Source organism: Cupriavidus sp., from assembly GCF_057315035.1.
On the sequence record NZ_DBHKYV010000002.1, the window covers coordinates 255015 to 278988 of the forward strand.

At 55.5% G+C, this 23974-nt stretch carries 18 protein-coding genes; 12 read left to right on the forward strand and 6 right to left on the reverse strand.

The window, feature by feature from the left end; all coding sequences use genetic code 11:
• Nucleotides 1-125: 125 nt before the first annotated feature.
• Nucleotides 126-1076, forward strand: a complete 951-nt coding sequence (locus ACO550_RS04740; RefSeq protein WP_315591773.1) for a LysR substrate-binding domain-containing protein — start codon at nt 126-128, stop codon at nt 1074-1076.
• A 23-nt stretch (nt 1077-1099) separates the two neighbouring features.
• Here the strand turns inward: ACO550_RS04740 and ACO550_RS04745 are convergent, their stop codons facing one another.
• Complete coding sequence (locus ACO550_RS04745) at nt 1100-3133, reverse strand: cache domain-containing protein (protein ID WP_315591774.1); 2034 nt, start codon at nt 3131-3133, stop codon at nt 1100-1102.
• A gap of 2 nt (nt 3134-3135) precedes the next feature.
• A complete protein-coding gene (locus ACO550_RS04750; protein WP_315591775.1) occupies nt 3136-4593 on the reverse strand; it encodes a sigma-54 dependent transcriptional regulator in 1458 nt (485 codons plus the stop codon).
• A 321-nt stretch (nt 4594-4914) separates the two neighbouring features.
• On the opposite strand from ACO550_RS04750, the gene ACO550_RS04755 reads away from it, so the two are divergent.
• Together ACO550_RS04755 and ACO550_RS04760 are read left to right on the forward strand one after the other, a co-directional pair.
• Nucleotides 4915-6330, forward strand: coding sequence for an L-lactate MFS transporter (locus tag ACO550_RS04755; protein WP_315591776.1), 1416 nt, complete (start codon nt 4915-4917; stop codon nt 6328-6330).
• A gap of 79 nt (nt 6331-6409) precedes the next feature.
• Nucleotides 6410-6499, forward strand: coding sequence for an MFS transporter small subunit (locus ACO550_RS04760; RefSeq protein ID WP_485994423.1), 90 nt, complete (start codon nt 6410-6412; stop codon nt 6497-6499).
• A gap of 312 nt (nt 6500-6811) precedes the next feature.
• Here the strand turns inward: ACO550_RS04760 and ACO550_RS04765 are convergent, their stop codons facing one another.
• The 4 genes from ACO550_RS04765 to ACO550_RS04780 all read right to left on the reverse strand — a co-directional run bounded on the left by ACO550_RS04765 (nt 6812) and on the right by ACO550_RS04780 (nt 13208).
• Nucleotides 6812-8236, reverse strand: a complete 1425-nt coding sequence (locus tag ACO550_RS04765) for an aminotransferase class I/II-fold pyridoxal phosphate-dependent enzyme (protein WP_315591777.1) — start codon at nt 8234-8236, stop codon at nt 6812-6814.
• Nucleotides 8237-8308: 72 nt separating this feature from the next.
• Nucleotides 8309-10285, reverse strand: a complete 1977-nt coding sequence (uvrB, locus tag ACO550_RS04770; protein WP_315591778.1) for an excinuclease ABC subunit UvrB — start codon at nt 10283-10285, stop codon at nt 8309-8311.
• Between the two features lie 489 nt (nt 10286-10774).
• Entirely contained in the window at nt 10775-11989 is a 1215-nt protein-coding gene (locus ACO550_RS04775) for an alcohol dehydrogenase catalytic domain-containing protein (protein ID WP_315591779.1), read from the reverse strand.
• Between the two features lie 886 nt (nt 11990-12875).
• A complete protein-coding gene (locus tag ACO550_RS04780) occupies nt 12876-13208 on the reverse strand; it encodes a hydroxyquinol 1,2-dioxygenase (RefSeq protein ID WP_315591780.1) in 333 nt (110 codons plus the stop codon).
• Nucleotides 13209-14049: 841 nt separating this feature from the next.
• Between ACO550_RS04780 and ACO550_RS04785 the strand changes: the two genes are divergently transcribed.
• The 9 genes from ACO550_RS04785 (at nt 14050) to ACO550_RS04825 (ending at nt 23954) form a co-directional block, all read left to right on the forward strand.
• Entirely contained in the window at nt 14050-14988 is a 939-nt protein-coding gene (locus ACO550_RS04785; RefSeq protein ID WP_315591781.1) for a LysR substrate-binding domain-containing protein, read from the forward strand.
• 607 nt (nt 14989-15595) lie between these two features.
• Nucleotides 15596-16354, forward strand: coding sequence for a ZIP family metal transporter (locus ACO550_RS04790; RefSeq protein ID WP_315591782.1), 759 nt, complete (start codon nt 15596-15598; stop codon nt 16352-16354).
• Nucleotides 16347-17948 (forward strand): glutamate--cysteine ligase, encoded by a 1602-nt coding sequence (gshA, locus tag ACO550_RS04795; RefSeq protein WP_315591783.1) that lies wholly within the window; start codon nt 16347-16349, stop codon nt 17946-17948. The genes ACO550_RS04790 and gshA overlap by 8 nt, the downstream gene beginning before the upstream one ends.
• 339 nt (nt 17949-18287) lie before the next feature.
• Nucleotides 18288-18563, forward strand: a complete 276-nt coding sequence (frmR, locus tag ACO550_RS04800) for a formaldehyde-responsive transcriptional repressor FrmR (protein WP_315591784.1) — start codon at nt 18288-18290, stop codon at nt 18561-18563.
• Nucleotides 18564-18619: 56 nt separating this feature from the next.
• The gene (locus ACO550_RS04805; protein WP_315591785.1) at nt 18620-19729 is read left to right on the forward strand and encodes an S-(hydroxymethyl)glutathione dehydrogenase/class III alcohol dehydrogenase; all 1110 of its coding nucleotides are present in this window, start codon (nt 18620-18622) and stop codon (nt 19727-19729) included.
• A gap of 60 nt (nt 19730-19789) precedes the next feature.
• Complete coding sequence (gene gfa / locus ACO550_RS04810; protein WP_315591786.1) at nt 19790-20368, forward strand: S-(hydroxymethyl)glutathione synthase; 579 nt, start codon at nt 19790-19792, stop codon at nt 20366-20368.
• 32 nt (nt 20369-20400) lie between these two features.
• Nucleotides 20401-21711 carry a DUF3422 family protein gene (locus tag ACO550_RS04815; protein ID WP_315591787.1) on the forward strand — a complete coding sequence of 437 codons (1311 nt, stop codon included), beginning with the start codon at nt 20401-20403 and terminating at the stop codon, nt 21709-21711.
• Between the two features lie 74 nt (nt 21712-21785).
• Nucleotides 21786-22616 (forward strand): S-formylglutathione hydrolase, encoded by an 831-nt coding sequence (gene fghA, locus ACO550_RS04820; protein WP_315591788.1) that lies wholly within the window; start codon nt 21786-21788, stop codon nt 22614-22616.
• Nucleotides 22617-22634: 18 nt separating this feature from the next.
• Nucleotides 22635-23954: an FAD-dependent oxidoreductase gene (locus ACO550_RS04825; RefSeq protein ID WP_315591789.1), complete on the forward strand. Its 1320-nt coding sequence runs from the start codon at nt 22635-22637 to the stop codon at nt 23952-23954.
• The last annotated feature ends 20 nt before the right edge of the window (nt 23955-23974 follow it).

Consider the following 23974-nt stretch of genomic DNA (forward strand, 5'->3'; position numbering starts at 1 on the left):
CGTTGAAAGAAAGATATCTGCCGGCCTCCATAAGGTAAATTCAGATATTCTTAGCCCCTACATAAGCAATCCCTTAACGTGATTCAAGCAACACATAATTAACGTCAACTTCTATCCGCCCCACCATGGCATTACTGCGCGCCCTCACCCTTCGCCAGCTGCAAATCTTCGTCACCGTGGCCCGACACGCCAGCTTTGTGCGCGCAGCCGAGGAACTCCACCTGACCCAACCTGCTGTATCGATGCAGGTCAAGCAGCTCGAGTCCGTGGTTGGCTTGGCACTGTTCGAGCGAGTTGGCCGGCAATTAACACTGACTGAACCCGGGGACCGGCTGCTACACCACGCCTCGCGCATTCTCGGCGAGATAAAAGATGCCGAGGAGGGCTTGCAAGCGGTTAAAGACGTCGAACAAGGTTCGATTACGATGGGGCTGATCAGCACGGCTAAGTACTTCGCCCCAAAGCTGCTCGCAGGCTTCACGGCGCTGCATCCTGGCGTGGAATTGCGCATCGCCGAAGGCAACCGGGAAACATTGCTGCAGCTGCTACAGGACAACGCGATCGACCTCGCGCTGATGGGGCGGCCACCGCGCGAACTTGATGCCGTATCGGAACCCATTGCCGCGCACCCGCACGTGTTGGTGGCCTCGCCCCGGCACCCTCTGCGCAGCGCGAAGGAGTTCGACCTACAGGAATTGCGCCACGAGACTTTCCTGCTACGCGAACCAGGCTCCGGCACGCGTACCGTGGCCGAGTACATGTTTCGCGACCACCTGTTCGCGCCTGCTAAGGTCGTCACCCTCGGCAGCAACGAGACCATCAAGCAGGCGGTGATGGCCGGCATGGGCATCAGCTTGTTGTCGCTGCATACACTGTCGCTGGAATTGCGCACGCACGAGATCGTGCTGCTCGACGTGGTGGGCACACCGATCGAACGTGTCTGGCATGTCGCGCATATGTCGAGCAAGCGCCTGTCACCGGCCACCGAAAGCTGCCGTGCATACCTTCTCGAACACACCGCGGAATTCCTCGGCAAGGAATACGCCTGCCTGCTGCCGGGGCGGCGGGTGGCATGAAACTCATCCTCTAGGGGAATGAACTATTCCACTGGACCGCACGGTGACACTGGTGTCGGCAGTACACCGTCTTCGCGGAGCCACACTGTAAATTCTGTCCCTTTGCCAGGCGCGCTCACCACCGTGATCCGGCCACCGTATTGCGTCACTATTGCATAGCTGATGGACAGGCCCAGCCCGGTACCCTTCTGCTTCTTCGTCGTGAAGAACGGATTGAAGATACTGGGCAGGTTTGACTCGTCGATGCCGCAACCGGTGTCGTGTACGTGCAGCGTCATGCCGTGCGGCGTCCAATCACGGGTGGCGATTGTCAGCATGCCCCCGTCCGGCATCGCGTAGATGGCATTGGTCAGCAGGTTGACTATGACCTGCTGCAGCTCACTTCGACTGATACTCACGCGTCCCATAGCCTGAAGATCAAGCTCGATATGGATCGCCGGCCCCTTCATCGTGTGCCGGACCAGGTCCAGACAGCTCCTAGCGACTTCTCCCGGATCCAAGCGTTCGACACTGCCGGAGAACGCCTCTGGCCGCACGAACCGCAGTAGTTGGCCGACCAACAATTGAATGCGATGCACCTGTTCGTCGATCAGGCGCAGCTCATGCCACACTGGCTCGGCAGCAGGCCCCAAGATATAGCGGGCTACGTCCAGATTTCCCTGGATTACCGCAATCGGGTTGTTGATCTCATGGGCAACACCGGCGGTAAGCTGTCCTGCCACAGCTAGCTTTTCCGACGTAATCAACTGTTGCCGCGTCGCGCGTAGTACGGCGTTGGCGTTCTCCACCTCTTGCGTCCGCTCGGCGACCTTTCGATCTAGCGTGTCAGCCCAATCTTTAAGCTGCCCATTGCGCTCTTGCAGGTCCGACAATAGCTGGTCGAACTGACCAGCGAGCTGGCCCAGTTCGTCACTACTGCGCACGGGACCGACCCGCGCCTGGGCGTCTCCATCCTTGAGCGCGTGCATAGTACTGACCATACGCGTCATCGGCTCGAACACGCGCCTAGCCCAGAGTAGCGACACGACCGCCCCGGACACTGCCAGCAATAGGAACAGCGCCACGAGCAGAGCCAGGGCCAGTCCCTTCATTTGGCTGATTGGCTTGGCGAGGTAGCCCACATACAGCATCCCGATACGCTGGCCTCGGCTGTCCGAGATAGGCTCATAGGCACTCATGTACCAGTCATTGACCACAAAGGCTAAGTCCAGCCATTTCTCGCCCCGCAACAGGACCTTTTCGCGCACCTCGCGCGAGACTCGGGTCCCCAACGCACGCTCACCGTGGAACAGGCGCACATTGGTGGCAATGCGGGTATCGTCCAGAAACAGCGTCGCCGTACCTTGACTGCCGCTCGGCAACGAGCCCGGCTGGTACACCAGCGCGTTTAAGGTGTCGATAAACCCGAGGTTTTGGTTCAGCAGCGTGCCACCGTGCAGGATCGCCACCAGCGCCCCGCTCGCGTCGAAAACAGGAGCCGCAGCGTGTACCACCATGCCGCGGCTTTCAAGCGCGCGATCAGTCGGCCCCTCATTGGCGGCGGGGCGAAGCGCCACCTGCGCACGCAGTCCCAGTTCACTGGAGACGCTGGCCAGTTGCGCGGCCGACCACGCATCAGTGGCGGCATCGGGCCACCCGGCGGCAGCGCTAGCCACCACGCGCCAACGAGAGCTGGTGGGCACGGCCGGATCCGACGGGGTCGCCATCGGCCGGCCCTGAGGGTCCAGGAGCAGCAAGAAGTCCAAGCCGTGCCGGCGCTGTACCTCCTTGAGAATTCCAGCCACGGCGCTGCGATCTGACAGACTGCCCACCAGTACATGCGAGCGGGCCTCTTGGAGGACCTGGTCTTCCATTCCGTCCACCATATGTGCGAAGTACTCGTGCGCGACCAGCAGGTCGCTGTTCACCTTATACGCCAGGAGGGCTTGGAACGCGCGATCACCCCACACCGCCATAAGCACCAGCAACGCGATGAGCGCGACCAGCAGCGGCGCGACCACAATGGACACCAGCTTGGCGCGGAGCGAGGCACGGTAGTGATGCAGCAAGTCAGCCATATTTAAGGACGCAGCCCCCATTGCAGGCACTTGCGATCCAGCGTACGGCGTGAGATACCCAGCCGGCGCGCCGCCTCTGCACGATTGCCGCGTTCGGTCGCTAGTACTTGCAGGATGTGGCGCCGCTCGACGGTCTCCAGCAGGTTGGGGTCGTTGGCAGCAGATGGCAAGTTCGGGTCCATTTCCGGAACGCTCGCCGCCCCGGCCTGCCAGCTATCATCGGTAGCGGTCGCAGCGTCATCCCTGCTCCGACCACCCCCTAGGCCTGCGGTTTGCACCAATGATTCGACGGGATACTCGCCGAGAATCAACGCTCGCTCCACTAAGTTGCGCAGTTCCCTCGCATTCCCCGGCCAGTCATAGCTTTTGAGCAAACGCACGAGAGAAGAAGACAACGCCACCGCCGGCAGTCCGAGCTGCTCGGACAATTGCTCCGTAAAATGTTCGGCCAAGGCGACGATATCTTCCGGACGCTCGCGCAGTGGTGGAATGCCAATCGATACCACGTCGAGCCGGTAAAACAAATCTTGGCGAAATCGTCCGGCAGAGACCTCATTGGACAACTTGCGATTGCCGGCCGCAACGATGCGCACATCCACCGTAATCTCCCGCTCGGTACCGAGCGGGCGGATGCGTCGGTCCTCGATCACGCGCAGAAGCTTGGCCTGCATCGATAGCGGCAGCTCGGCAATTTCGTCCAGGAACAGGGTGCCACCGTCGGCATAGAGGAATAGCCCGTGGCGCGCTCCAGCAGCACCGGTGAAAGCCCCCTTGGCGTGACCGAACAATTCGCTCTCGACGATCTCGGGCGCCATCGCGCTGCAATTTAGCGGCACAAACTGTCCCTGCCGACCGCTTAGCCGGTGCAGTTCGCGCGCCACCACCTCCTTGCCCGTGCCGGACTCGCCAGTCACCAGAACAGTGGAGGGCATCGGTGCCACGCGGGCAACCATTGCCATCACCCTCTTTATGGCATCTGACTCGCCAATAAAGGACTTGTGGATGGTGTATTTTTCCAGCTCGCGGCGCAGGATGTAATTTTCGCGTGCCAGGCGGGTCCGGTCAAAACAGCGTCCTATCGCATTGAGCATCTGGTCAACACGGAACGGCTTGACGATAAAATCCGCCGCACCTGAGCGTAGCGCAGCAATTGCCGTATCCACATCGGCAAAGGCAGTCATCAGGATGACGTCTGCGGGGTTGCCCGCGCTACGCAATGTCTTGAGCCAGTCTAGACCGCTGCAACCAGGCAGTGCGACATCCAGCAGGATCAGGTCAAAACGCTGCTCCTCGAGCAGCGCCGAGCCGGCCTCGGCACTCTCAGCAGTTACCACTCTGGCGACGTTGCCCTCAAGCGCTCGCGAGAGGAACGAACGCATGCCGGCCTCGTCGTCCACCACCAGTATCGTGCGGCGCTGCCAGTGGTCATTGTGACCAACCGCGCGTTGTATATCGTTCATCACTTGGGCTCCCTTGACCGCCGTGGGCCGGCTTGAACCCGCCTCGCTGCCGGGGTGGCTTGGAAGTCTAACGACAGTGACCCTGCGCGATGTATTGGGAGTAAACCGAGCCAGCCGGCGTTCATTGACAGATTGTCGTGCCACGCTGGCCGCATCCGGACATTTTGTCTCCCGCGCGTGCGGCTGATCTGAGGCCGTTGCCTACAAGCCCTTGACGACAAAAGAAATCCTCGTTGGGCATGGCTTTTGCTGAAGGGCACGTTGCAGCCCGTCGCACCAGACGACAACCAAAGGGCACCATTTCCAGCCAGGAGACAACCCATGTCCTATACCACTCAAGCGCAAGATCCATCGCACACGTCGTCCAAGACGTCGGCAATCCCCTCCGTATTCTCCAAGGAGGCGATCATCGCAAAGCCGGATTTCAACCGCTGGATGGTACCGCCTGCCGCCCTCGCCGTTCACCTTTGCATTGGCCAAGCCTATGCGTTTTCAGTATTCAACGAACCGTTGACGAGAATTGTGGGCGTTTCGAGCCCTGCACCTGGCGACTGGCAGCTGACTACCCTCGGCTGGATTTTCTCGCTAGCGATCTTCTTCCTCGGCATCTCCGCCGCGTTCGCCGGAAAGTGGTTGGAAAAGGTCGGCCCTAGGCGCACCATGTTCACCTCCGCCTGCTGCTTCGGTGGTGGCTTCCTGGTATCGGCGCTAGGCATCTGGCTGCACCAGATCTGGTTGCTGTACCTGGGTTACGGCGTGCTGGGTGGCATCGGGCTGGGCCTGGGCTATGTTTCGCCGGTATCCACGCTGATCCGCTGGTTCCCCGACAGGCGCGGGATGGCCACCGGAATGGCAATCATGGGCTTCGGTGGTGGCGCGATGATCGGCGCACCGTTGTCGGTTGCGCTGATGAACCACTTCAAAAGCGCAACCAGTGCCGGCGTAGCCGAAACCTTCCTCGTGATGGGAGGGATGTACTTCCTCTCGATGTCTATTGGCGCGCTGGCCATCCGTATTCCGGCGCCAGGGTGGGCGCCTGCAGGCTACGTTCCCAAGGCCAAGGCAAGCAAGATGGTCACCCACGCCAATGTGCACATTGACCAGGCGCTCAAGACTCCCCAGTTCTATCTGCTATGGCTGATCCTCTTTCTGAACATCACCGCCGGTATCGGCGTGCTCGGCCAGGCGGCAGTAATGATTCAGGAAACCTTCAAGGGCAACATTACCGCCGCCGCGGCAGCCGGCTTTGTCGGGTTGCTTAGCATCGGCAACATGACGGGCCGCTTTCTGTGGAGCTCGGCCAGCGACTATTTCGGACGCAAGGCGACCTATGCAATCTTCTTCGCCTTTGGTGCCGCGCTCTACTTGGCCGTCCCAGCCGTCGGGGCCTCCGGAAATGTCGCCTTGTTCGTTGCTTGCTACTTCCTGATACTGACCATGTACGGCGGCGGCTTCAGCACCATTCCAGCCTATCTAGCCGACATGTTTGGAACCGCCTACGTTGGGGGCATCCACGGCCGCCTGCTCACGGCCTGGGCGGCCGCCGGCATCGCCGGCCCGGCACTAGTGAACTACATCCGCGAATACAAGCTGGCACTGGGCGTGCCCAGGTCTGAGGTCTACGTCGATACCTTGCACATCATGGCAGGGTTGCTCGTGGTCGGCTTCGTCTGCAACCTGATGATCCGGCCCGTCCATGCCCGACACCACCTGCGCGAAGCTACAAGCGCCGCGTAAGCGCCTTATCCAATTTCCAGCCTGTTGTCACCGAGAGGAACCCAATATGCAAAACGAGCGGAGAGTCACCAAGCTAATTATGCTCATCACCTTCTGGGCCTACGCGCTCATTCCACTAGGCGCAGGCATTTGGTCGACCTTGGGCAAGGCGATGAAGCTGTTCGCCTGATTGGCATTTCAAAGGCGAAGTGATTGAGAACAACCGCTAAGGACATCACTATGAATACGCTCCGATACTAGCGGTGTCTCAAGAACACGCCAGCTCAAGAGGTTGGCGCTCATATATCCAGTGAGAAGGCGCCTCATCACCGTACTGTCAAACGCGAACCATGTTTCGTCGCTGGTTTAGCTACTTGGCGTGGCACCGTTCGCTCCTCTGTGCCTCAATCTATCTGACGAGGCGCAGCGTCATTGTAAGGATGAAAATGAAGAACTTCGCTCACAGCGGCACTATCGAAGGGACGGTGCCGCTGCGAGCGGGCTACCGGCCCAGTTCATACAGATTCGACGCTAGACGTCCTAACGTCTGCACTGCAGCGTCGAGTTCCGGCGACCACTCCCAACTGTAGTTAAGCCGGATGCAGTGACTGTAAGTGAATCCCGGCGCGAACATGTGGCCTGGTGCGACGGTGATTCGCGATTCGAGCGCAGCATGGTACAGCTCCATGGCGTCGACACCCTCCGGCATCTGTACCCAGAGCGCGTAGCCACCCGCAGGCCGTGAGGTAGTGGTGCCTTCCGGGAAGAACCGCTGAACGCTGGCGGTCATGATCTTCGCCTGCTGAGCATAGGCCTTGCGGACGCGTCTTAGGTGGTAATCGTATCCATCGTTTTTCAGAAATTCAGCGATTGCAAGTTGCGGCAGCGACGGCGTGGTCAAGGTGTTCAGGAATTTCAGCCTTTCCACGCGATCGTGGTAGCGGCCTGCAAGCGTCCAGCCAATGCGCGATGCATTGGTGAGGGTCTTCGAAAATGAGGAGCAATGCAGAATGATTCCGGCCTTGTCATAAGTCTTCAAGGAACTGGGATGACCTCCCTCATAGTAAAGTTCGCCGTAAACGTCATTCTCAATGGCTGGAATGTCCTTCTCGGTAAGTAGTTCGACAAGCTTCCGCTTCTTTTCGTCCGACATCTGAAAACCCAGCGGATTCTGGAAGTTCGGCATCACCATGCAGGCAACGATCTGCTTCTCGTCAATCAGCTTTGCCAACGCATCCAAGTCGATACCCTCAGTGGGATTGGTCGCAACTTCCACCGCGCGCATGCCCAGCCTTTCGATGGCATGGAGCATAGCGTAGTAGGTGGGCGACTCGACCGCGATTGCATCACCCGGCTTGGCCACCGCCTGCAGACACAGGTTAATCGCTTCGGTTGCACCAATGGTGATGATCATCTCGTTGGGGTCAATGGCGTAGCCATTTTCAAGATAGCGACGAGAGATCTGTCGGATCAGTTGTGGGCTGCCAGGTGGCAGGTCATCGAGCACGTTCCACTTCGTATATCGCCTCGCGATGTTGTTCGAGTACTGGGTGATTCGCTGCCAGGGAAACAGTGATGAATCAGGATACGGCGAGCCCAGCGCTATCGCTTCGTCAGAGCGGATCGACCGGAGAGTGGAAAGCACTAGAGCACTCACGTCTACCGGAGACGGGTGCTCGCTTGGCCTCGAGGCACGAAGCTCCACAACCGGCTCTCCCGAGCGCTTACGCACAAAGTAACCCGACTGCGGCCGGCTTTCGATGACACCCCGACTCTCGAGCTGGGCAAAAGCCCGCATTACGGTCGTCAAACTTAGGCGATGATGCTGACTTGTCTGACGTACTGAAGGAATGCGCTCGCCGGGCAGAAGCACCCCTTGCTGGACCATGCTCTCAATCTGACCAGCAAGCATCTCGTACAGTTTCACTCACACCTCTCCTGCTCGTCTACTTTTAATATTAGGTATGCTCCTCCGATTTCCATCAAGATCGCCTTTGGACTACATATAGATAAACTGCTGGTATAGACCATTCAACTCACGACGAATCTTTTCTACGCGCACCTCGTCACCATCGTCAGAAAACTCGATGAGCTTTTGCTCCTTCGACGTAATCTGCTCGCACAGCTCCGATAAATTCTCACAGAATGCTGCGGAGTGAAAAGTTGGCATTGACGGTTGCATTTGTTCGGACGCGGTCTTTCTTACGGATGAAATTGGCAAAATTCCATTCTCTTCATTAAATTCAATTTGACGTTCCCTGCGCATCCGGGTCTCGTCAATCGCTTGCTCCATAGCGGGAGTTACTACATCCGCATACAAGATCGCTTTTCCATTTTCGTTTCGAGCGACTCGACCAATCATCTGAATGAGTGCAGGAGCCGAACGCAGGAAACCTGAGCGATCGGCGTCGAGGATGGCGACCAAGGAAGCCTCTGGAATATCGAGCCCCTCCCTCAAAAGGCTGATACCAATCAAAACATCAAACTCACCTGCACGAAGGCCATTGATGATTTCAACTCGATCTTCCGCTTTTATATCCGAATGCATGTATCGCACTCGAACTCCTTTATCGGCCAGGAAATCGTGAAGGTCCTCTGCACTAACCTTTGTAAGAGTGGTCACCAGAACACGCTGGTTGCCCTTAACACGCTTCGATATTTCGATGAGCAGATCACTTATGCACCCTTCTGCCTTTCTAACTTCAACCTCAGGATCAAGCAGTCCCGTCGGTCGAATGATTTGATCGACGATCCTGCCTTTTGATATTTTTAATTCATACTCACCAGGAGTTGCAGAAACAAATATAGTTTGAGGTTTTACATTTTCAAACTCGTGAAAGCTCAACGGTCGGTTGCTCTTCGAAGAAGGCAAACGGAATCCGTAATCTATCAATGTCTCTTTTCGACTCTGATCCCCTCGGAACATTGCAGAAATCTGAGGCACCATCACGTGAGATTCGTCAACAAACAGAAGTCCATCTTTTGGCAGGTAATCCAGAAGAGTGGTCGGCGGCAAGTCTGAATCCCGGCCGTTCAAATAGCAAGAATAGTTCTCCATCCCTGAGCAATATCCCTGCTCCCTCATCATCTCCACATCATTTGTAATCCGCTCATACAATCTGTTTGCCTCAACAATTCGACCAGAGCCGTTTAGCTCGCTAACGCGCTCTTCCATTTCAGCAAGTATTTGCTTAGTCGCGAGATCAATTTTGTTCTTCGGCGTCGCAAAAAGTGTTTTCGGTGAAACCAGATAACTATCTATTACACCAATATTCTTCCCGCTTACGGGATCTATCCAATTAAGAGATTCAACTTGGTCATCAAGTATCGTCACCCGAACCGCTCTAGCCTCCGAATCAGCAGGAAAGATATCAATCACGTCACCCTGCACCCGAAACGTTGCGCGTTTAAGTGCGCGCTCAGAGCGATCATATTGCAATAGCACCAAGCGACGAATGATCTCTCTTTGATTAATCTGAATCCCACCAGATAGAGAAATTTGAAGTGCTCGGTATCCATCTGGATCACCCAAACCGTAGATTGAGGATACCGAAGCAACAACAATCACATCGCGGCGCTCAATCAACGATTTAGTTGTAGATAGCCTCAACCGTTCAAGATGATCATTGATCGAAGAATCCTTTTGGATAAATCGATCACTTCCCGGCATATAAACTTCTGGCTGAAAATAATCATAATAGGACACAAAGTACTCGACAGCATTCTCGGGAAAAAAATGCTTCATCTCACCGTAAAGCTGTGCCGTCAATGTCTTATTTGGGGCGAGAATCAAAGTAGGACGCTTTAGTCTATGGATCACATTTGCCATGGTAAATGTCTTACCTGACCCAGTAATTCCTTTGAGCGTCTGATGCGTTGCCCCTTCTTCTATGCCAGATATCAGGCGAGCTACCGCCTCTGGTTGGTCCCCCGCCGGCGTATAGCCCGAATGCAGGATAAAAATACCACTTGACATTAGAGATCCTCCATATTTTCCGATTTCAAGTAGCACCGCTCCGGGCGTCTATAAAGACACTCGAATCAGCCGCCGGCTGACGTGCACATTCGGGCCCTTCAGCCATGCCTTAGGTGGGCATAGTCTTCAATATAGTGGCCTCATCACGCGATGGCGACACCGAACGTTTGCAATCGTGTTATTTTCTATGGGCCGTGATAGCCCAATCTCGTTACGATCAGCCTAGTTTCTCTCTCAAGTCGACCGAGCATCTCCGCCTGGTCAGCATCGCTGAGTGTTTCCCCGTGATTTCATGCAGCTTATCGATTCTTATACTAGTTCACGGAGAACTTGCATATTTCTACGTCTAGCGACGTGTTAGCGATTTTCGGCTCGATAAGGCTGGACGACTCATATTCCAACTTGCATGAGAACATGCAATCCGCAAAACCAGAATGCCCCTCACTATTGGTGTCCGAGACATTCTGATCCTCCGCTCACGAGAATGATTCAATGTTTGACTGAACCGTGTGGATCGATAACGTATTTATATGCAGATCCGGCATCGAATTCCTTGTATGCCTTAGGAGCATCTTCCAGCTTAATGAACTTTATGTTCATCATGGGCGTCAGGTATGGCATACGGTCATTCAATATCGCCCGCATCAATGCATGATTGTAATTTGCTGTGGGTGATTGGCCAGCTGACATTCGAGGTGATTTGATCCAGGCATTTGACCATTCCAAATCCATATGTCCTTTCTTGGCTTTTGGATCCTTGGAAATCGGATTCGCGCAATACACTCCCACAGTACTCGTCATTCCGCCGAAGCGAACATATTTCAACATCGCGTTTGTAACTGCACTCTCCACGATTTTGTCGGAATCTTCACCGAAGCCGCGACAGTCCACTCCAACGTAGTCGATTACGCGATCGACCTCCCGATGGCCGGTAATCCGTTCGAGATGATCCTCGATCGGTACACGGTCGGCGAGATTTATCGTCTCGATGCCATGCGGCTTAAGAAGATCCAATCTCTCCTGAATATAATCAGCAACAATAATAGCGCCAGCACCAAGAAGCTTCGCACAAGCAGCACCAGCCCGACCAACTGGCCCGGCTCCGAAGATCAGAATGTTTTCCCCGACAACGTAAGCCGGCGCCGCAGGCCAATCGGGACCAGCAAAGCCATGGAATGCCGTTGGCAAGACGTCCGAAAGAAGCGTCAGATCGCGGATCTTAGCCATTGCTGCGCTTTTGTCAGGGAAGCGCAGGAGATTGAAATCGGCATAAGGGACGAAGAGATAGTCGCCTTGTCCACCAGCCCAACCGCCAAGATTGAACCCATAAGCCCCACAGTCGATTTCGGGATTTGTGTTCTCACAAACATCCGAACGCATATGCTTGCAGTTATAGCAACGACCGCAACCCACATTAAAAGGGACGGAAACGATATCCCCCTTCCTTATGACCTCTACGTCTGTCCCGATATCGATCACTTCGCCAGTCATTTCGTGTCCCATAGTCATTCCCTTCGGGACAGCAAATGAGCCACGGTAAATATGAAGGTCGCTTCCGCAGATGTTCGTTGTAACTATTTTTAGAATAGCACCGTGCGGAGCACTCTTACCCTGGGGTGTTACGAGCTCTGGAAATTTGAAGGTGTTAACCTTCATTTCCATGGGTTTTTCAAAAGTCACAATTCGGTTGCCAGTAGGAGTCATGTCGTCACCTCTAGTGCGTTAATGCTTCCCTTTTCTGAGCGAAACGGGAGACGAGATTGTCACTGTCATGAAGAACGAGTTCTGCTCTTGCTTACCGCGTCCCCTTTTGCGGTCGTAGAAGGATCGGACCAAGCGATCGAGGGGTCAAACTGGAAAAATCTATGCTTTGATAGATTAAGTCTATCTACGTCAGACGTTAGATCCAATTCATCACATGTTCAGCCATATCTGACTGCGAATTGAATCATCGAATTGGTTGAATGCGGATTGAACTCGGACATGTTCGTGGGAGTCGCCCTCTCTCAGCGTCAAGTTCGCGTGCTCGAGTAACGTTGTACACGCGACGAAATCGGAGGCGCGACGCCCCTGTTCGCGCACAGTGCGCTGTGATGGCCCTGCGCTAGGCGAGATTTCTTGAAAGAAGCGCTTCGCGCGTTTCAGTCTGAGTAGCTTGACGTGGTTTTTTCGAGGACTTGATTGGCCTAGTTGCCGCCGGGCAATCCCCACTGCCTTAGTCAGAATGCTCCGCGTGGAAGATAGCTACATCGCGGGGAAGCGGCAGACGCAGCCTGCATGACCAGGTGCTCGGGATTTGCGAAACGCTGGGCCGTATGGATGATCAGTCTCGCGACGTCGCTCACTCTGACGAGCACAACGCCGTACGAAGATCGTTCCAGCGCGAGGAGTCGCTTTGGACGTTGGGGAGTGCGAATGCTGACGATCAGGCGTCAGCATCATTGGTGTATGGGGTGTGCGGCCGCGCTAGACAGCGGACGTTGACTGCGACGCAGTGCCTATTGCGCCGAGAATCCGCTTGAGGGCACCCGGCCAGCGACCTGCCAGCCGGGTATTCTGCGATCATGATTTATCTGCTGAAGACCGAACGTCAAGCTGCGCCACCCGGCGGGGCAGATACGCCCGTGCGGTCCATGCCGGCAGTCGTGAATGCACGGCTGCCAGCCGACCCATCGGTGAAGATACTGCGCTCGCCGCGGACATCACAGGCGCCATCGCTATTCACACTTCGGCGGTCCACTACGCAACGCGCGCCATCAGTATAGACGCTTCGCTTTTCTTGGACGCTACGAGCCCCATCGGAATAGACGCTTCGCGGCTCGGTGACGGTACGGGCATCAACGGTTTCTGCGTGCAGTGCTGCCAGCGCGCTGGTTGAGAGGATCAAGGCTTGCAGGGCGGTTGCCAAGGTACGGCGTTGCATGATGAACTTCCTATATAAGTCGATGAAGATATACGGAATGGTCAACGCGCCCTGTCAAGTATGTCGGTAGAGGACGTCTCTGAACCATGGCTGTGATAGTAGAAGAGGAATGTCAAGGCTTGCAGATACAGTTCTTCTTGAACCCCAACGTTACAGATCGGAGTATGCAGGCGTCATCACTACTCACGCATTCACGTCGATGGGTCAGCGAGACTTGAGCGCTAAAAGTACTAACGACTCCCCGATGTACGCGCTCGAAAAGTCTCTGTAGATTTAGCCTTCCAACCCACCTCTTCGATAGCGACTAGCAGTCTGTGGATCGACGTTAGCGTCTATGCTCACTTCCCACGGATCTCCACGATCGCAGGATATGCACTCTCTCAACGAGTTGCCGTAGCCCCCAAAAGACCTCATCCCCGTCGCCGGTTCGCAGCAGGATGCCCTGGACATTGCCGACAAGTAACAAGCTTGTCGCTCGGATCTCGCGTTGCAGCATCTATAAGCCGGGGAGTCATCGGCCGCTCTGCTGGCTCCGCCCCTGCGGAAAAGAGATATCGCCATCTGCGGGGGACCGCAGCGCCCCAGCATATCCGTGGCCGCATTCCAGTCTCAGCTGCGCAGCAGGATGTCCGCCCAGATCGCCCGCCACACCTCGCCGGCGGCCCAACCTTCCCTCGTATGTCACGCGTCGGGCCGGGTTCGAATCGCTAGCCGCGACTACATGGTCAACGCATTTGCCTGCACACCAAGTGCCGGCAGCCCCAAGATTGGCCGAGATCGTCCGTCAAGTTGAACTATGTTTGTGTAACGACGCTCGCTTAGGCCGAAAGAAGGGGAACAAATGATCGTAAGAAACTTTGAGTATCTGATTGCGCTCAACCGCGAGGGCCACTTCGGCAGAGCCGCCAAGAGCTGCAACGTCTCTCAACCCACCCTCTCGGCGGGCATCAAGCAGTTGGAGAAAGATCTGGACGCCCAGATTGTGCGCCACGGCAAGCGTTATGACGGACTCACGAAGGAAGGAATCCTGGTGCTGGAGTTGGCACAACAGATGGAAGAAGACTGCAAAAGTCTCAAGCGAGAGCTATCGACGCTTCAGCACGGTTTAGAGGGCCCGTACCGTCTTGGCTTGCTTCCTGGGATGTCAGCGGTTGCTCCGCTGATAAGCGTCGCGCTTGCTGAAAAGATGCCTCTACTAGAACAATCGATTGTTACTGATGACGCCCCAACCCTATTTACGGGCCTTCGGGAGCGAAGGCTTGATATAGCGCTCGCCTATTTTGAAGACCTTAGCGATGAGGACTTTGACACCCATCTTCTTTATCGTGAACGAATGTTTGTGTTTCAGGCCGGCGATGATCCGCAACCGAGAAATATCACGTGGGACGAAATCGCTAAATTTCCGTTGTGTCTGTTAAATTCAGCAATTCCCAGAATTGCTCAAACACAGCTTTCACAGTGCGAGCGCGCCATCTACACGGATTCATTGGATGTCCTCGTGGCGCATCTCGCATCAGGAAAATATTCGTCGGTTCTGCCGCAATCTCTGGCCTCCCGCCTCAAACAGATTTCACACCTTCAGGCCCTTGCGGTCACAGGTCCAGGTTCGCAAGCGAGCGTCGGCTTCGTCGCAACGAAACGTGGATTTGAATCGACCACCTCGAACGCGCTGCTTGAAATGATTCATGCGCCAGAGTTGGCCAGTTCAATCCAGTCGCTTCTAGCCGTTCATCGTGGCCTCCGTCCGAAGATAGCAGATTCAAATCAAGCAGACAAATAGGAAATCTCTCAAAGAAAAAAACTATCGATTCATAGAATTTTCCAGTTTGACCTCCTAGGTAGAAAGAGCGATTTTCATGGAAAGCTTGAGTCTCATCTGGTTAGTTTTGTGTTTGCGCTCTCGCGTCCAACAGAATCGTGGACTAGTCTTGCGAGACAACCCCAAAGCATGATCGGCTTCACTCATGTAGTTCGCAAATCACATCGCGAGAACTGGCAGTGATTTGTGCAGGCAAACGAGGAGTCCATGTGGCCAACACCCATCCCGATGGGACGGCCTATCGCCCCCTACGTTTCTTGTCGTCTAAGTCCAGGTCCAGAACAGATCGCACGATGGGCGCGCTAACAGAACTACGCAGGAGGCGAGGCAGCCCAAAAGCGACTCCTCGGAGTCGAACAAGGGTCAGCATTCAACCGGTTGCCCTGCTGTCCAGCATCCGCACTACATCCTTTACCTTTACTTTTACTATACTCCCCTATAGTATCAAAGCATGGCTGAACCGCACGCTTGAAAGCTACGTCGATCGCCAGTTCCATCCCGCCTGTTGCGATGCGTCGCTCGACCCGAGCATGCGGCTATCTGTCCTCGGATGTTTTGCTCAAGAGCTATGCCTTTAACCATCATCCTCCTCTCCACTCTGGCCGCGGGAATCGGTAGCGTCTGGGTGGCGAACTTTTTGATAGTAAGCACCAGCGCAGGCGACCAAAACGACAGCCAAGCGCAACAGCGATTGCTCAGCCTGGCAACTGGTGCGCTACTGTCGACAGCATTTACACACTTGCTGCCCGAGGCGTTTGAAAGCAAGGCGAGTCCGCAAGGGCTGTTCGCCACATTGCTGGTTGGTCTAGTGTTCTTCTTCCTACTGAGCAAAGTCGAGCTCTGCCATGACGAACAAAGCCACTCCTATCCTCACCTTCATCAGAGGTCCGGTTGGTCACTACTGATTGGCGACAGTGTTCACGGCTTTGGGGATGGCGTTTTGATTGCATCAACCCTGGCTGTGGACATTCGACTAGGCATCATGGCCGCACTTTCCGTCTTCGCACACGAGGTGCCGCATCATATGGGCGATCTGGTCGTTTTGCGCCAGGGAAGACATCCTAGGTCAGCGTTGCTGAAGGTATTCACGGCCGGCGCGATGACAACCCTGGGAGGCGTTGCCGGTTACGTTCTGGTCGACCAACTTCAGAACTGGCACCCGTTTTTTGTCACTGTTGCAGGCAGTAGCTTTATTTATGTGGCGCTTTCCAATTTGATTCCTCAGTTGCGTCAACGCAGGACATCCAAGGAAACGACTACACAGATGGTGTGGCTAGTGCTCGGGGTCATCGTCGTAGCACTCGTGGGAGGGATTGTTCATGAGTGAAGAACTCCTGGGCCGCCGCCTAAGCCTACTCGCCGGCCACCTTCCCCTATTGAACCAATGTTTGCGAGGCATCGAACGCGAGAGCCTGCGCGTTACCACGCTTGGAAGCTTGGCCCATACTCCGCATCCGCGAGCATTGGGTGCGGCTCTTACTCACAAACAGATCACCACCGACTATTCCGAATCGCTGCTTGAGTTCATTACCCCCGCGTTGACGGACCCCGCGGATACGCTCGAAAGCCTTGATGCCCTTCATCGTTTCGCCTATACAAGTCTTGGCGACGAACTCCTTTGGAGCGCATCGATGCCTTGCATGCTTCCGTCTGAAGAGGAGATTCCCATAGCCGAGTATGGATCCTCGCACGTCGGCAGGCTCAAGCATGTCTATCGTAGAGGTCTTGCCCTACGCTACGGCCGCTCCATGCAGTGCATCGCTGGCATCCACTACAACTTTTCCCTACCGCAGGAAATTTGGTCGCTGTGGCGTAAGTCAGAGAGCATCGAGGACGGCGAGCGCGAGCTTCAATCGTCAACCTATATGGGGTTGATTCGAAACTTTCGTCGTTACGGGTGGTTGCTCTTGTATCTGTTCGGCGCCTCTCCGGCATTGAACGCAAACTTTCTTCGCGGCCGTCCGCATCAGCTTGAGCAGTTCGACACCGAAACTCTCTACCTTCCCTCCGCCACCAGCCTCCGCATGAGCGATCTGGGCTACCAGAGCAATGCGCAGGCGGGAATAATGTCTTGCCACAACAGTCTGACGAGCTACGCCGATACTCTGCGTAGAGCCGTAGGCACCCCATATCGGCGGTACGAAGAGATTGGCACTCATCACGGCGAGGAGTGGGTGCAACTCAACACCAACATCCTCCAAATAGAGAACGAGTACTACTCGAGCATCCGACCCAAATGCGTAGCCCGCGCTGGAGAGAGACCCATCGAGGCTCTAATCGCGCGAGGAGTTCAATACGTCGAAGTGCGCGCTCTAGACATCAATCCGCTTTTTCCTTTGGGTATCGACTTGCCCCAGGCGCGTTTTCTCGACGCATTCCTCCTGTTCTGCGCGCTGAGCGAAAGCCCTCCCATGACTGAGGAAGAGCGCGCTGAATGCGACGAGAACCATCTGGCAGTGGCCAAGGAAGGTCGCGACCAGAGATTAAGGCTACGCCGCGGCGGACGATCCATATCCTTGCGCGATTGGTCCAACCGGCTGCTTATGAGCATCGCGCCGGTGGCAGACCTAATGGATCATGCACGGCGAGGCGACAAGCATAGACAGGCACTACAAGATCAATGCGACAAGGTCGATGACCCTTCGCTTACGCCGTCGGCCCAGGTATTGGCGACCATGCGCGAAAGCTCCATGAGCTTTGACCGCTTTGCTCTGCGTCAGAGCCAGCAACATGCTGAGTCTTTTCGTCAGCGGAAGCTTCCCATCGAGACTCTACGTGCCTTTGAATCTATGGCAGACGAGTCGATCCTCGCACAGAAACGACTGGAAGAGCAGGACACAGGCAGCTTCGATCAGTTCCTAAGTGCCTATCAGACTTCCATCCTGCCTTCCAGGGAGCAAAGTACTGAGGCTTTGACATGACACGAGGACGTCTCTCTCGAAGGAGCATTTTTTGGGTTCAAAGTTTCGCTGTTAAGTTGGTTGGTGACGAGCGCCCCCAGATGTCAACCACAAGTTGCTGTTTGAGCCGGCACCGCCCAAAGAAGGAAGTGGCTAGTACAGCGGAATGCTGTAAGCGCTCTTCGCTATTGGGGAGCGCATAGTCGTACGTACGTATCGTACGGGGCTGCGTCGATGCACCAGGGAGTTTTTGTAGAATCGTGAGTTGCGTACTAGGGAGTACTACTTTCTCTCTATCGCACCCCTTTCATACTATGGGGGAGTATAGTATAGTGCCAACAATCGATAGGAAGAACTCAGATGCCATACAGTCCCAAGGAGAAGAAGCAAGCGCTTACCCGCGTTAGACGTATTAGGGGACAAGCGTTAGCTCTTGAGCAGGCGCTTGAAGAAGATGCGGAATGTACCGCGATCCTTCAGCAACTCGCTGCAGTCCGTGGTGCGGTCAACGGTTTGATGGCGGCGGTCCTGGAAAGCTACCTGCGAGAAGAATTTCCCGAGACTGCAACCGCGACTGACTCGCAGAAAAAGTCGATCGAGGACGCTATCTCTATCGTTCGGTCCTATCTCCGCTAGCTGATGCCAAGGTGGCGTTGGCGAGGGAGATTTAACTTTGTTGAGGAATGGAAATCATGAAATCACGTGCAGCCGTCGCCTTCGGGCCTGGAAAGCCGCTGGAGATTGTCGAGATCGACGTCGAACCGCCTCGTAAGGGCGAAGTTCTTGTCAAGATCACGCACACTGGTGTTTGCCACACCGACGCATTTACGCTGTCCGGAGACGATCCGGAAGGTGTTTTCCCGGCCGTCCTTGGTCATGAAGGCGCAGGGATAGTCGTTGAAGTCGGCGAAGGCGTCACCAGTGTGAAACCAGGTGATCACGTCATCCCGCTCTACACGGCAGAGTGCGGTGAGTGTCTGTTCTGCAAGTCTGGAAAGACAAACCTTTGCGTAGCGGTGCGTGCGACGCAGGGCAAGGGACTCATGCCAGACGGCACAACTCGATTCTCTTACAACGGACAACCGCTGTTCCACTACATGGGTTGTTCGACGTTCAGCGAATACACCGTTGTGGCAGAAGTTTCGCTGGCGAAGATCAATCCCCAAGCCAATCCCGAGCACGTATGTCTGCTCGGCTGCGGCGTTACCACGGGCATCGGCGCGGTTCATAACACCGCTAAAGTGCAACCCGGTGACTCAGTGGCGATTTTTGGTCTCGGTGGTATTGGTCTCGCGGCACTTCAAGGTGCACGGCAGGCTAAGGCTGGACGCATCATCGCCATCGATACCAATCCGGACAAGTTCCCCTTGGCTCGCACGTTCGGTGCTACCGATTGCTTGAACCCGCGTGACTTTGACAAGCCGATTCAAGAAGTGCTCGTCGAAATGACCGGCTGGGGTGTCGACCACACCTTCGAGTGCATTGGCAACGTGAATGTCATGCGCTCGGCACTCGAAGCGGCTCATCGTGGTTGGGGCCAATCGATTGTGATCGGCGTCGCTGGTGCCGGAAAGGAAATCTCCACCCGACCGTTCCAGTTGGTCACCGGTCGCGTCTGGAAGGGTTCCGCATTCGGCGGCGTCAAGGGTCGCTCTCAGCTTCCGGGCATGGTCGAGGATGCAATGAAAGGCGAAATCGATCTCGCCCCCTTCGTCACGCACACCATGGGCCTCGACGATATCAACAAGGCGTTTGACCTGATGCACGAGGGCAAATCAATTCGCACGGTTATTCACTATTGAGATCCGTCTGACTGCGCGGCGCTACGCCGCGCAGTCTTGCCTAGCCCAAGGAGAGCTATCGTGCACGCAATCTCTATCCACCCGTCGGTGGACAACGGTGTTTCCCCCGAACAACCTGGCTTTGCCGGCGGCGTACTCCAATGCCTCTGTTCCAGCGATAAAGTAGAAGTAGGAGTCGCTGCCCAGACACTGCACAACCACACCTGCGGTTGTACCAAGTGCTGGAAACCTAAGGGTGCCACTTTTGCACTTATCGCGGTCGTCCCTCGCGACAAGGTCGACGTTCTGGCTCACCCTGAAAAGCTGTACATCGTTGACGAGAAGGCCGCCATCCAGCGACATGCTTGCCGTGAATGCGGAACCCATATGTTTGGGCGCATCGAGAATAAGCAGCACGCGTTCTATGGACTTGACTTCGTCCATACGGAACTATCGCCGCAGAAAGGTTGGTCTGAACCTCGATTTGCAGCATTCGTCTCATCGGTCATCGAAGGTGGCACTCCGCCATCGAGCATGACACAGATTCGCAACCGTCTTCGCGAGCTTAAGTTGGAACCGTATGACTGCCTGTCTCCGACCCTAATGGATGCGCTGGCGACTCACGCGGCTAAACAAAATGGTACTTACCGCGAAGCCTGATTCGCGAAAATGAATGGAGAAGTGAGGTCTTTATGAATGAGCCAATTCCAGCCAATACGGCCAGAACATCGTCCTCAACCGTATATGGCATGCCGGCTCATGAAGATCGGGCGGCAGCCGTTGCCGAGGTGCATGCTCGCCCGCATCTTCTTATCAAGGCGCCCAGAACACTTCTCCAATTCGCCTTCATGACTGAGGGAGACCTGAGCAGGGATCATGCTGTGATGACCGAGCTCTCGGATCGTTTCGGCATCTCCCTGCAGGATGGCGACAGCCCGCTTCACGGTCTTACTTGGAATGAGGGGGACCTACATTGTGAGAAACACACAGAGTTTTCAACATATCTCTGGAGCGCACCCCTCTCCCTGGAATCCATGATGCCAGTGGGGGAAAACCCGTTCAAGCACGGCTTTACCCCACCCGGGCCCATTATTTCTGGAGTACGTCTAGATCTCCTTCCCTGGACAACAGACACGGAGAAGGAGGTTGAGCGTTTTGATCCAATCAGCTTGTGCTATTCAATAGTCGAGGATGGGGCCGCCGCAATCATCACAGACTTTAAGCAAGATGAAAATGGTCTTACTCATGTCCTCATCCTCGATCGCGGATTGACGCAAGCAAGTGCGGGGGCGCTCGCTCAGCTTCTCATTGAAATCGATAACTACCGCACCTTGGCATTGCTTGCACTACCGCTGACACGTTCTCTCACGTCCGAACTACGGCGCATCGAGGACAGACTTGCCGAGATCACCAACATGATGCGATCCGGTGTGCGGCGTAACAATGAAGTTCTCCTCTCAGATTTGGCAGACCTAGCTGCAGAACTTGAGGCCGGTGCTGCGGCGAACCTATATCGATTTGGCGCCAGTCGCGCGTATTACGAGATTGTCGAGGAAAGGCTTGCTTCGCTGTCTGAAGACGCGGTTTCCGGTTATTACACTTGGCGAGATTTTTTGCATCGCCGCATTGCACCAGCGATGCGCACGTGTCGTTCCGTGAAGGCGCGTCAAGCCAAACTTTCTGACAAGCTGACACGATCTATTGCGCTACTTCGCTCGTGGATTGATGTCGAACTGGAACGCCAGAATAGAGATTTGCTGGCTTCGATGAACAACCGCGCAAAGCTGCAATTACGCCTTCAGCAGACTGTCGAAGGTTTATCGGTTGCCGCGATCTCCTACTACGTCGTGAGTTTGCTTGCCTACCTATTGAAAGGTGTACCCGGCATACATGACATCGTGGCGCCTGAACTCGCCATTGCCGTTCTAGTGCCCTTGGTGATATTCGCGATTTGGTGGACGGTGCGAAGGATAAGGAACGCACACAGTGACACGAAACATTAAGCAAGGCTGGTCTAGGCTCGCTCGCCTGGACGGGGCCATCGCTGCACCATCTGTCTAAGTAAAGAGAGGAATCTATGGAAATCGTCGAAAAACATGCCAGCTTCGACGGCTGGCAGGAAGTCTACCAGCACAAGTCCGACACACTAAACTGCACGATGAAGTTTGGTCTGTACCTGCCTCCGCAGGCAGCGCACGGAAAGGTTCCGGCGCTCTACTGGCTTTCCGGCCTCACATGTACAGAGCAGAACTTCATCACAAAGGCTGCAGCGCAACGCTACGCCGCCCAGCACGGAATTGCTATCGTTGCCCCGGATACGAGTCCTCGTGGCGAGGGTGTCGCCGACGACGCTGGCTATGATCTCGGGCAAGGAGCTGGATTCTATGTCAATGCGACACAGGCACCTTGGTCCGCGCACTATCGAATGTACGATTACGTCGTCAACGAGCTTCCGGCGCTGATCGAAGCCAATTTCCCGGTTACAGAAGCCCGAAGTATCAGTGGACATTCCATGGGTGGGCACGGAGCGCTTGTCATTGCGCTGCGAAATCCCGGGCGCTATCAAAGCGTCTCGGCATTCTCCCCAATCGTCGCACCGTCCCAAGTCCCATGGGGTAAAAAAGCCTTTGAGGCGTACCTGGGAAACGATACGGATACATGGAAGCAGTACGACACTGTCGAGCTGATCCGCAATGCGAAGGAACGCCTACCCTTGTTGGTTGACCAGGGACTCGATGATGAATTCCGTGAGAACCAGCTTCGCCCGGAGCTATTGAGTGAAGCATGTGAGGCTGCTCATCATCCGTTGCAGCTTAACCTGCGGCCGGGTCATGACCATAGCTACTACTTCATCGCCAGCTTCATTGGCGAGCATATTGCACACCATGCTCAGGCGCTACAGCCCTGAGCGATAGGAGAGCGAGTCATGTTAAAGGCATCCGGCAAAAGACACCATGTCGTAATCGTTGGTGCGGGCTTCGGTGGACTTGACGTTGTCAACGGCCTAGCCGGTACCGATGTCGACATCACTATTGTTGATCGGCACAATCATCACCTGTTTCAGCCTTTGCTTTATCAGGTCGCAGGTGCTTCCCTTTCGACGTCAGAAATCGCGTGGCCGATTCGTTATCTCTTTCGCAAGCGTCCGGAAGTGCAGACGCTGATGGCGGAAGTGAAAGGGATCGACCATGACGCGCGCGAGGTGATTCTCGATAGCGGGTCACGGCTCTCCTACGACACACTAGTATTAGCCACCGGGGCCCGCCATGCATATTTCGGACACGATGAGTGGGAGGCATTCGCGCCGGGATTGAAAACGCTGGATGACGCCACGACAGTTCGCGGTCGCATACTCGTTGCTTTCGAAGAGGCAGAACGCGAAAGCGACCCGGAGAAACGCGCCGCACTCCAGACATTCGTTATCATCGGAGGAGGCCCTACCGGCGTCGAGCTATCGGGCACTATCGCCGAACTGGCTCGCGACACGCTAGCACGCGATTTTAGATCTATTGACCCTCGTACAGCACGTGTCGTCTTGATTGAAGCGGGTCCGAGGCTATTGCCGGTGTTCCCCGACGACCTCTCCGAGTACACGCGTCGCGCACTTGAAAAACTCGGTGTCAAAGTAGAACTCGGCTCACCGGTCACCGAGTGCTCAGCGGACGGAGTGTTCTATGGAGGGAAATTCCTGCCCGCTAGGACCATTGTTTGGGCAGCCGGGGTACAGGCGTCTCCCGCAGCTCGCTGGTTGGGCGCGGAGGCGGATCGCGCAGGCCGGGTTCTAGTCAATCCCGATCTGACCGTTCCGAACCATCCGGAGATCTTTGTCATCGGTGATACTGCCGCTGTCACGATGCCAGATGGAAAGTTTGTGCCAGGCATCGCTCCCGCTGCGAAGCAGCAAGGCAAGTATGTGGCCAACCTAATTGGTTGCCGGCTGAAAGGGAAATCTGCCATCAAGCCGTTCAGTTACGTGCACCAGGGGAACTTGGCGACTATCGGACGCAGTCTGGCGGTCATCGATATGGGGCGGGTGAAGTTGCGCGGCGCCTTGGCATGGTGGGTCTGGAAGCTCGCACACATCTACTTTCTAATTGGCGTTCAGAATCGCCTCAGTGTTGCTATGAGTTGGGTGTGGAACCACAGCATTGGCTATCGTGGTTCTCGCCTCATTATGCATCGAAGCGCCGAGACTGAAAGCACGCCGACTCACTTGCAGTTAGGTCGATCCAGCGCTCCTGACTAACGCCAGGGAGGCTTCGCAAG

What these genes read in the sequence shown, in the direction of transcription:
- ACO550_RS04740 (WP_315591773.1), top strand. Translation starts at nt 126, where the DNA reads ATGGCATTACTGCGCGCCCTCACCCTTCGCCAGCTGCAAATCTTCGTC.
- ACO550_RS04775 (WP_315591779.1), bottom strand. Translation starts at nt 11,989, where the DNA reads ATGACTCCTACTGGCAACCGAATTGTGACTTTTGAAAAACCCATGGAA.
- frmR (WP_315591784.1), top strand. Translation starts at nt 18,288, where the DNA reads ATGCCATACAGTCCCAAGGAGAAGAAGCAAGCGCTTACCCGCGTTAGA.
- ACO550_RS04745 (WP_315591774.1), bottom strand. Translation starts at nt 3,133, where the DNA reads ATGGCTGACTTGCTGCATCACTACCGTGCCTCGCTCCGCGCCAAGCTG.
- ACO550_RS04805 (WP_315591785.1), top strand. Translation starts at nt 18,620, where the DNA reads ATGAAATCACGTGCAGCCGTCGCCTTCGGGCCTGGAAAGCCGCTGGAG.
- gshA (WP_315591783.1), top strand. Translation starts at nt 16,347, where the DNA reads ATGAGTGAAGAACTCCTGGGCCGCCGCCTAAGCCTACTCGCCGGCCAC.
- ACO550_RS04780 (WP_315591780.1), bottom strand. Translation starts at nt 13,208, where the DNA reads ATGCAACGCCGTACCTTGGCAACCGCCCTGCAAGCCTTGATCCTCTCA.
- ACO550_RS04760 (WP_485994423.1), top strand. Translation starts at nt 6,410, where the DNA reads ATGCTCATCACCTTCTGGGCCTACGCGCTCATTCCACTAGGCGCAGGC.
- ACO550_RS04750 (WP_315591775.1), bottom strand. Translation starts at nt 4,593, where the DNA reads ATGAACGATATACAACGCGCGGTTGGTCACAATGACCACTGGCAGCGC.
- ACO550_RS04790 (WP_315591782.1), top strand. Translation starts at nt 15,596, where the DNA reads ATGCCTTTAACCATCATCCTCCTCTCCACTCTGGCCGCGGGAATCGGT.
- ACO550_RS04825 (WP_315591789.1), top strand. Translation starts at nt 22,635, where the DNA reads ATGTTAAAGGCATCCGGCAAAAGACACCATGTCGTAATCGTTGGTGCG.
- ACO550_RS04755 (WP_315591776.1), top strand. Translation starts at nt 4,915, where the DNA reads ATGTCCTATACCACTCAAGCGCAAGATCCATCGCACACGTCGTCCAAG.
- ACO550_RS04815 (WP_315591787.1), top strand. Translation starts at nt 20,401, where the DNA reads ATGAATGAGCCAATTCCAGCCAATACGGCCAGAACATCGTCCTCAACC.
- fghA (WP_315591788.1), top strand. Translation starts at nt 21,786, where the DNA reads ATGGAAATCGTCGAAAAACATGCCAGCTTCGACGGCTGGCAGGAAGTC.
- ACO550_RS04785 (WP_315591781.1), top strand. Translation starts at nt 14,050, where the DNA reads ATGATCGTAAGAAACTTTGAGTATCTGATTGCGCTCAACCGCGAGGGC.
- uvrB (WP_315591778.1), bottom strand. Translation starts at nt 10,285, where the DNA reads ATGTCAAGTGGTATTTTTATCCTGCATTCGGGCTATACGCCGGCGGGG.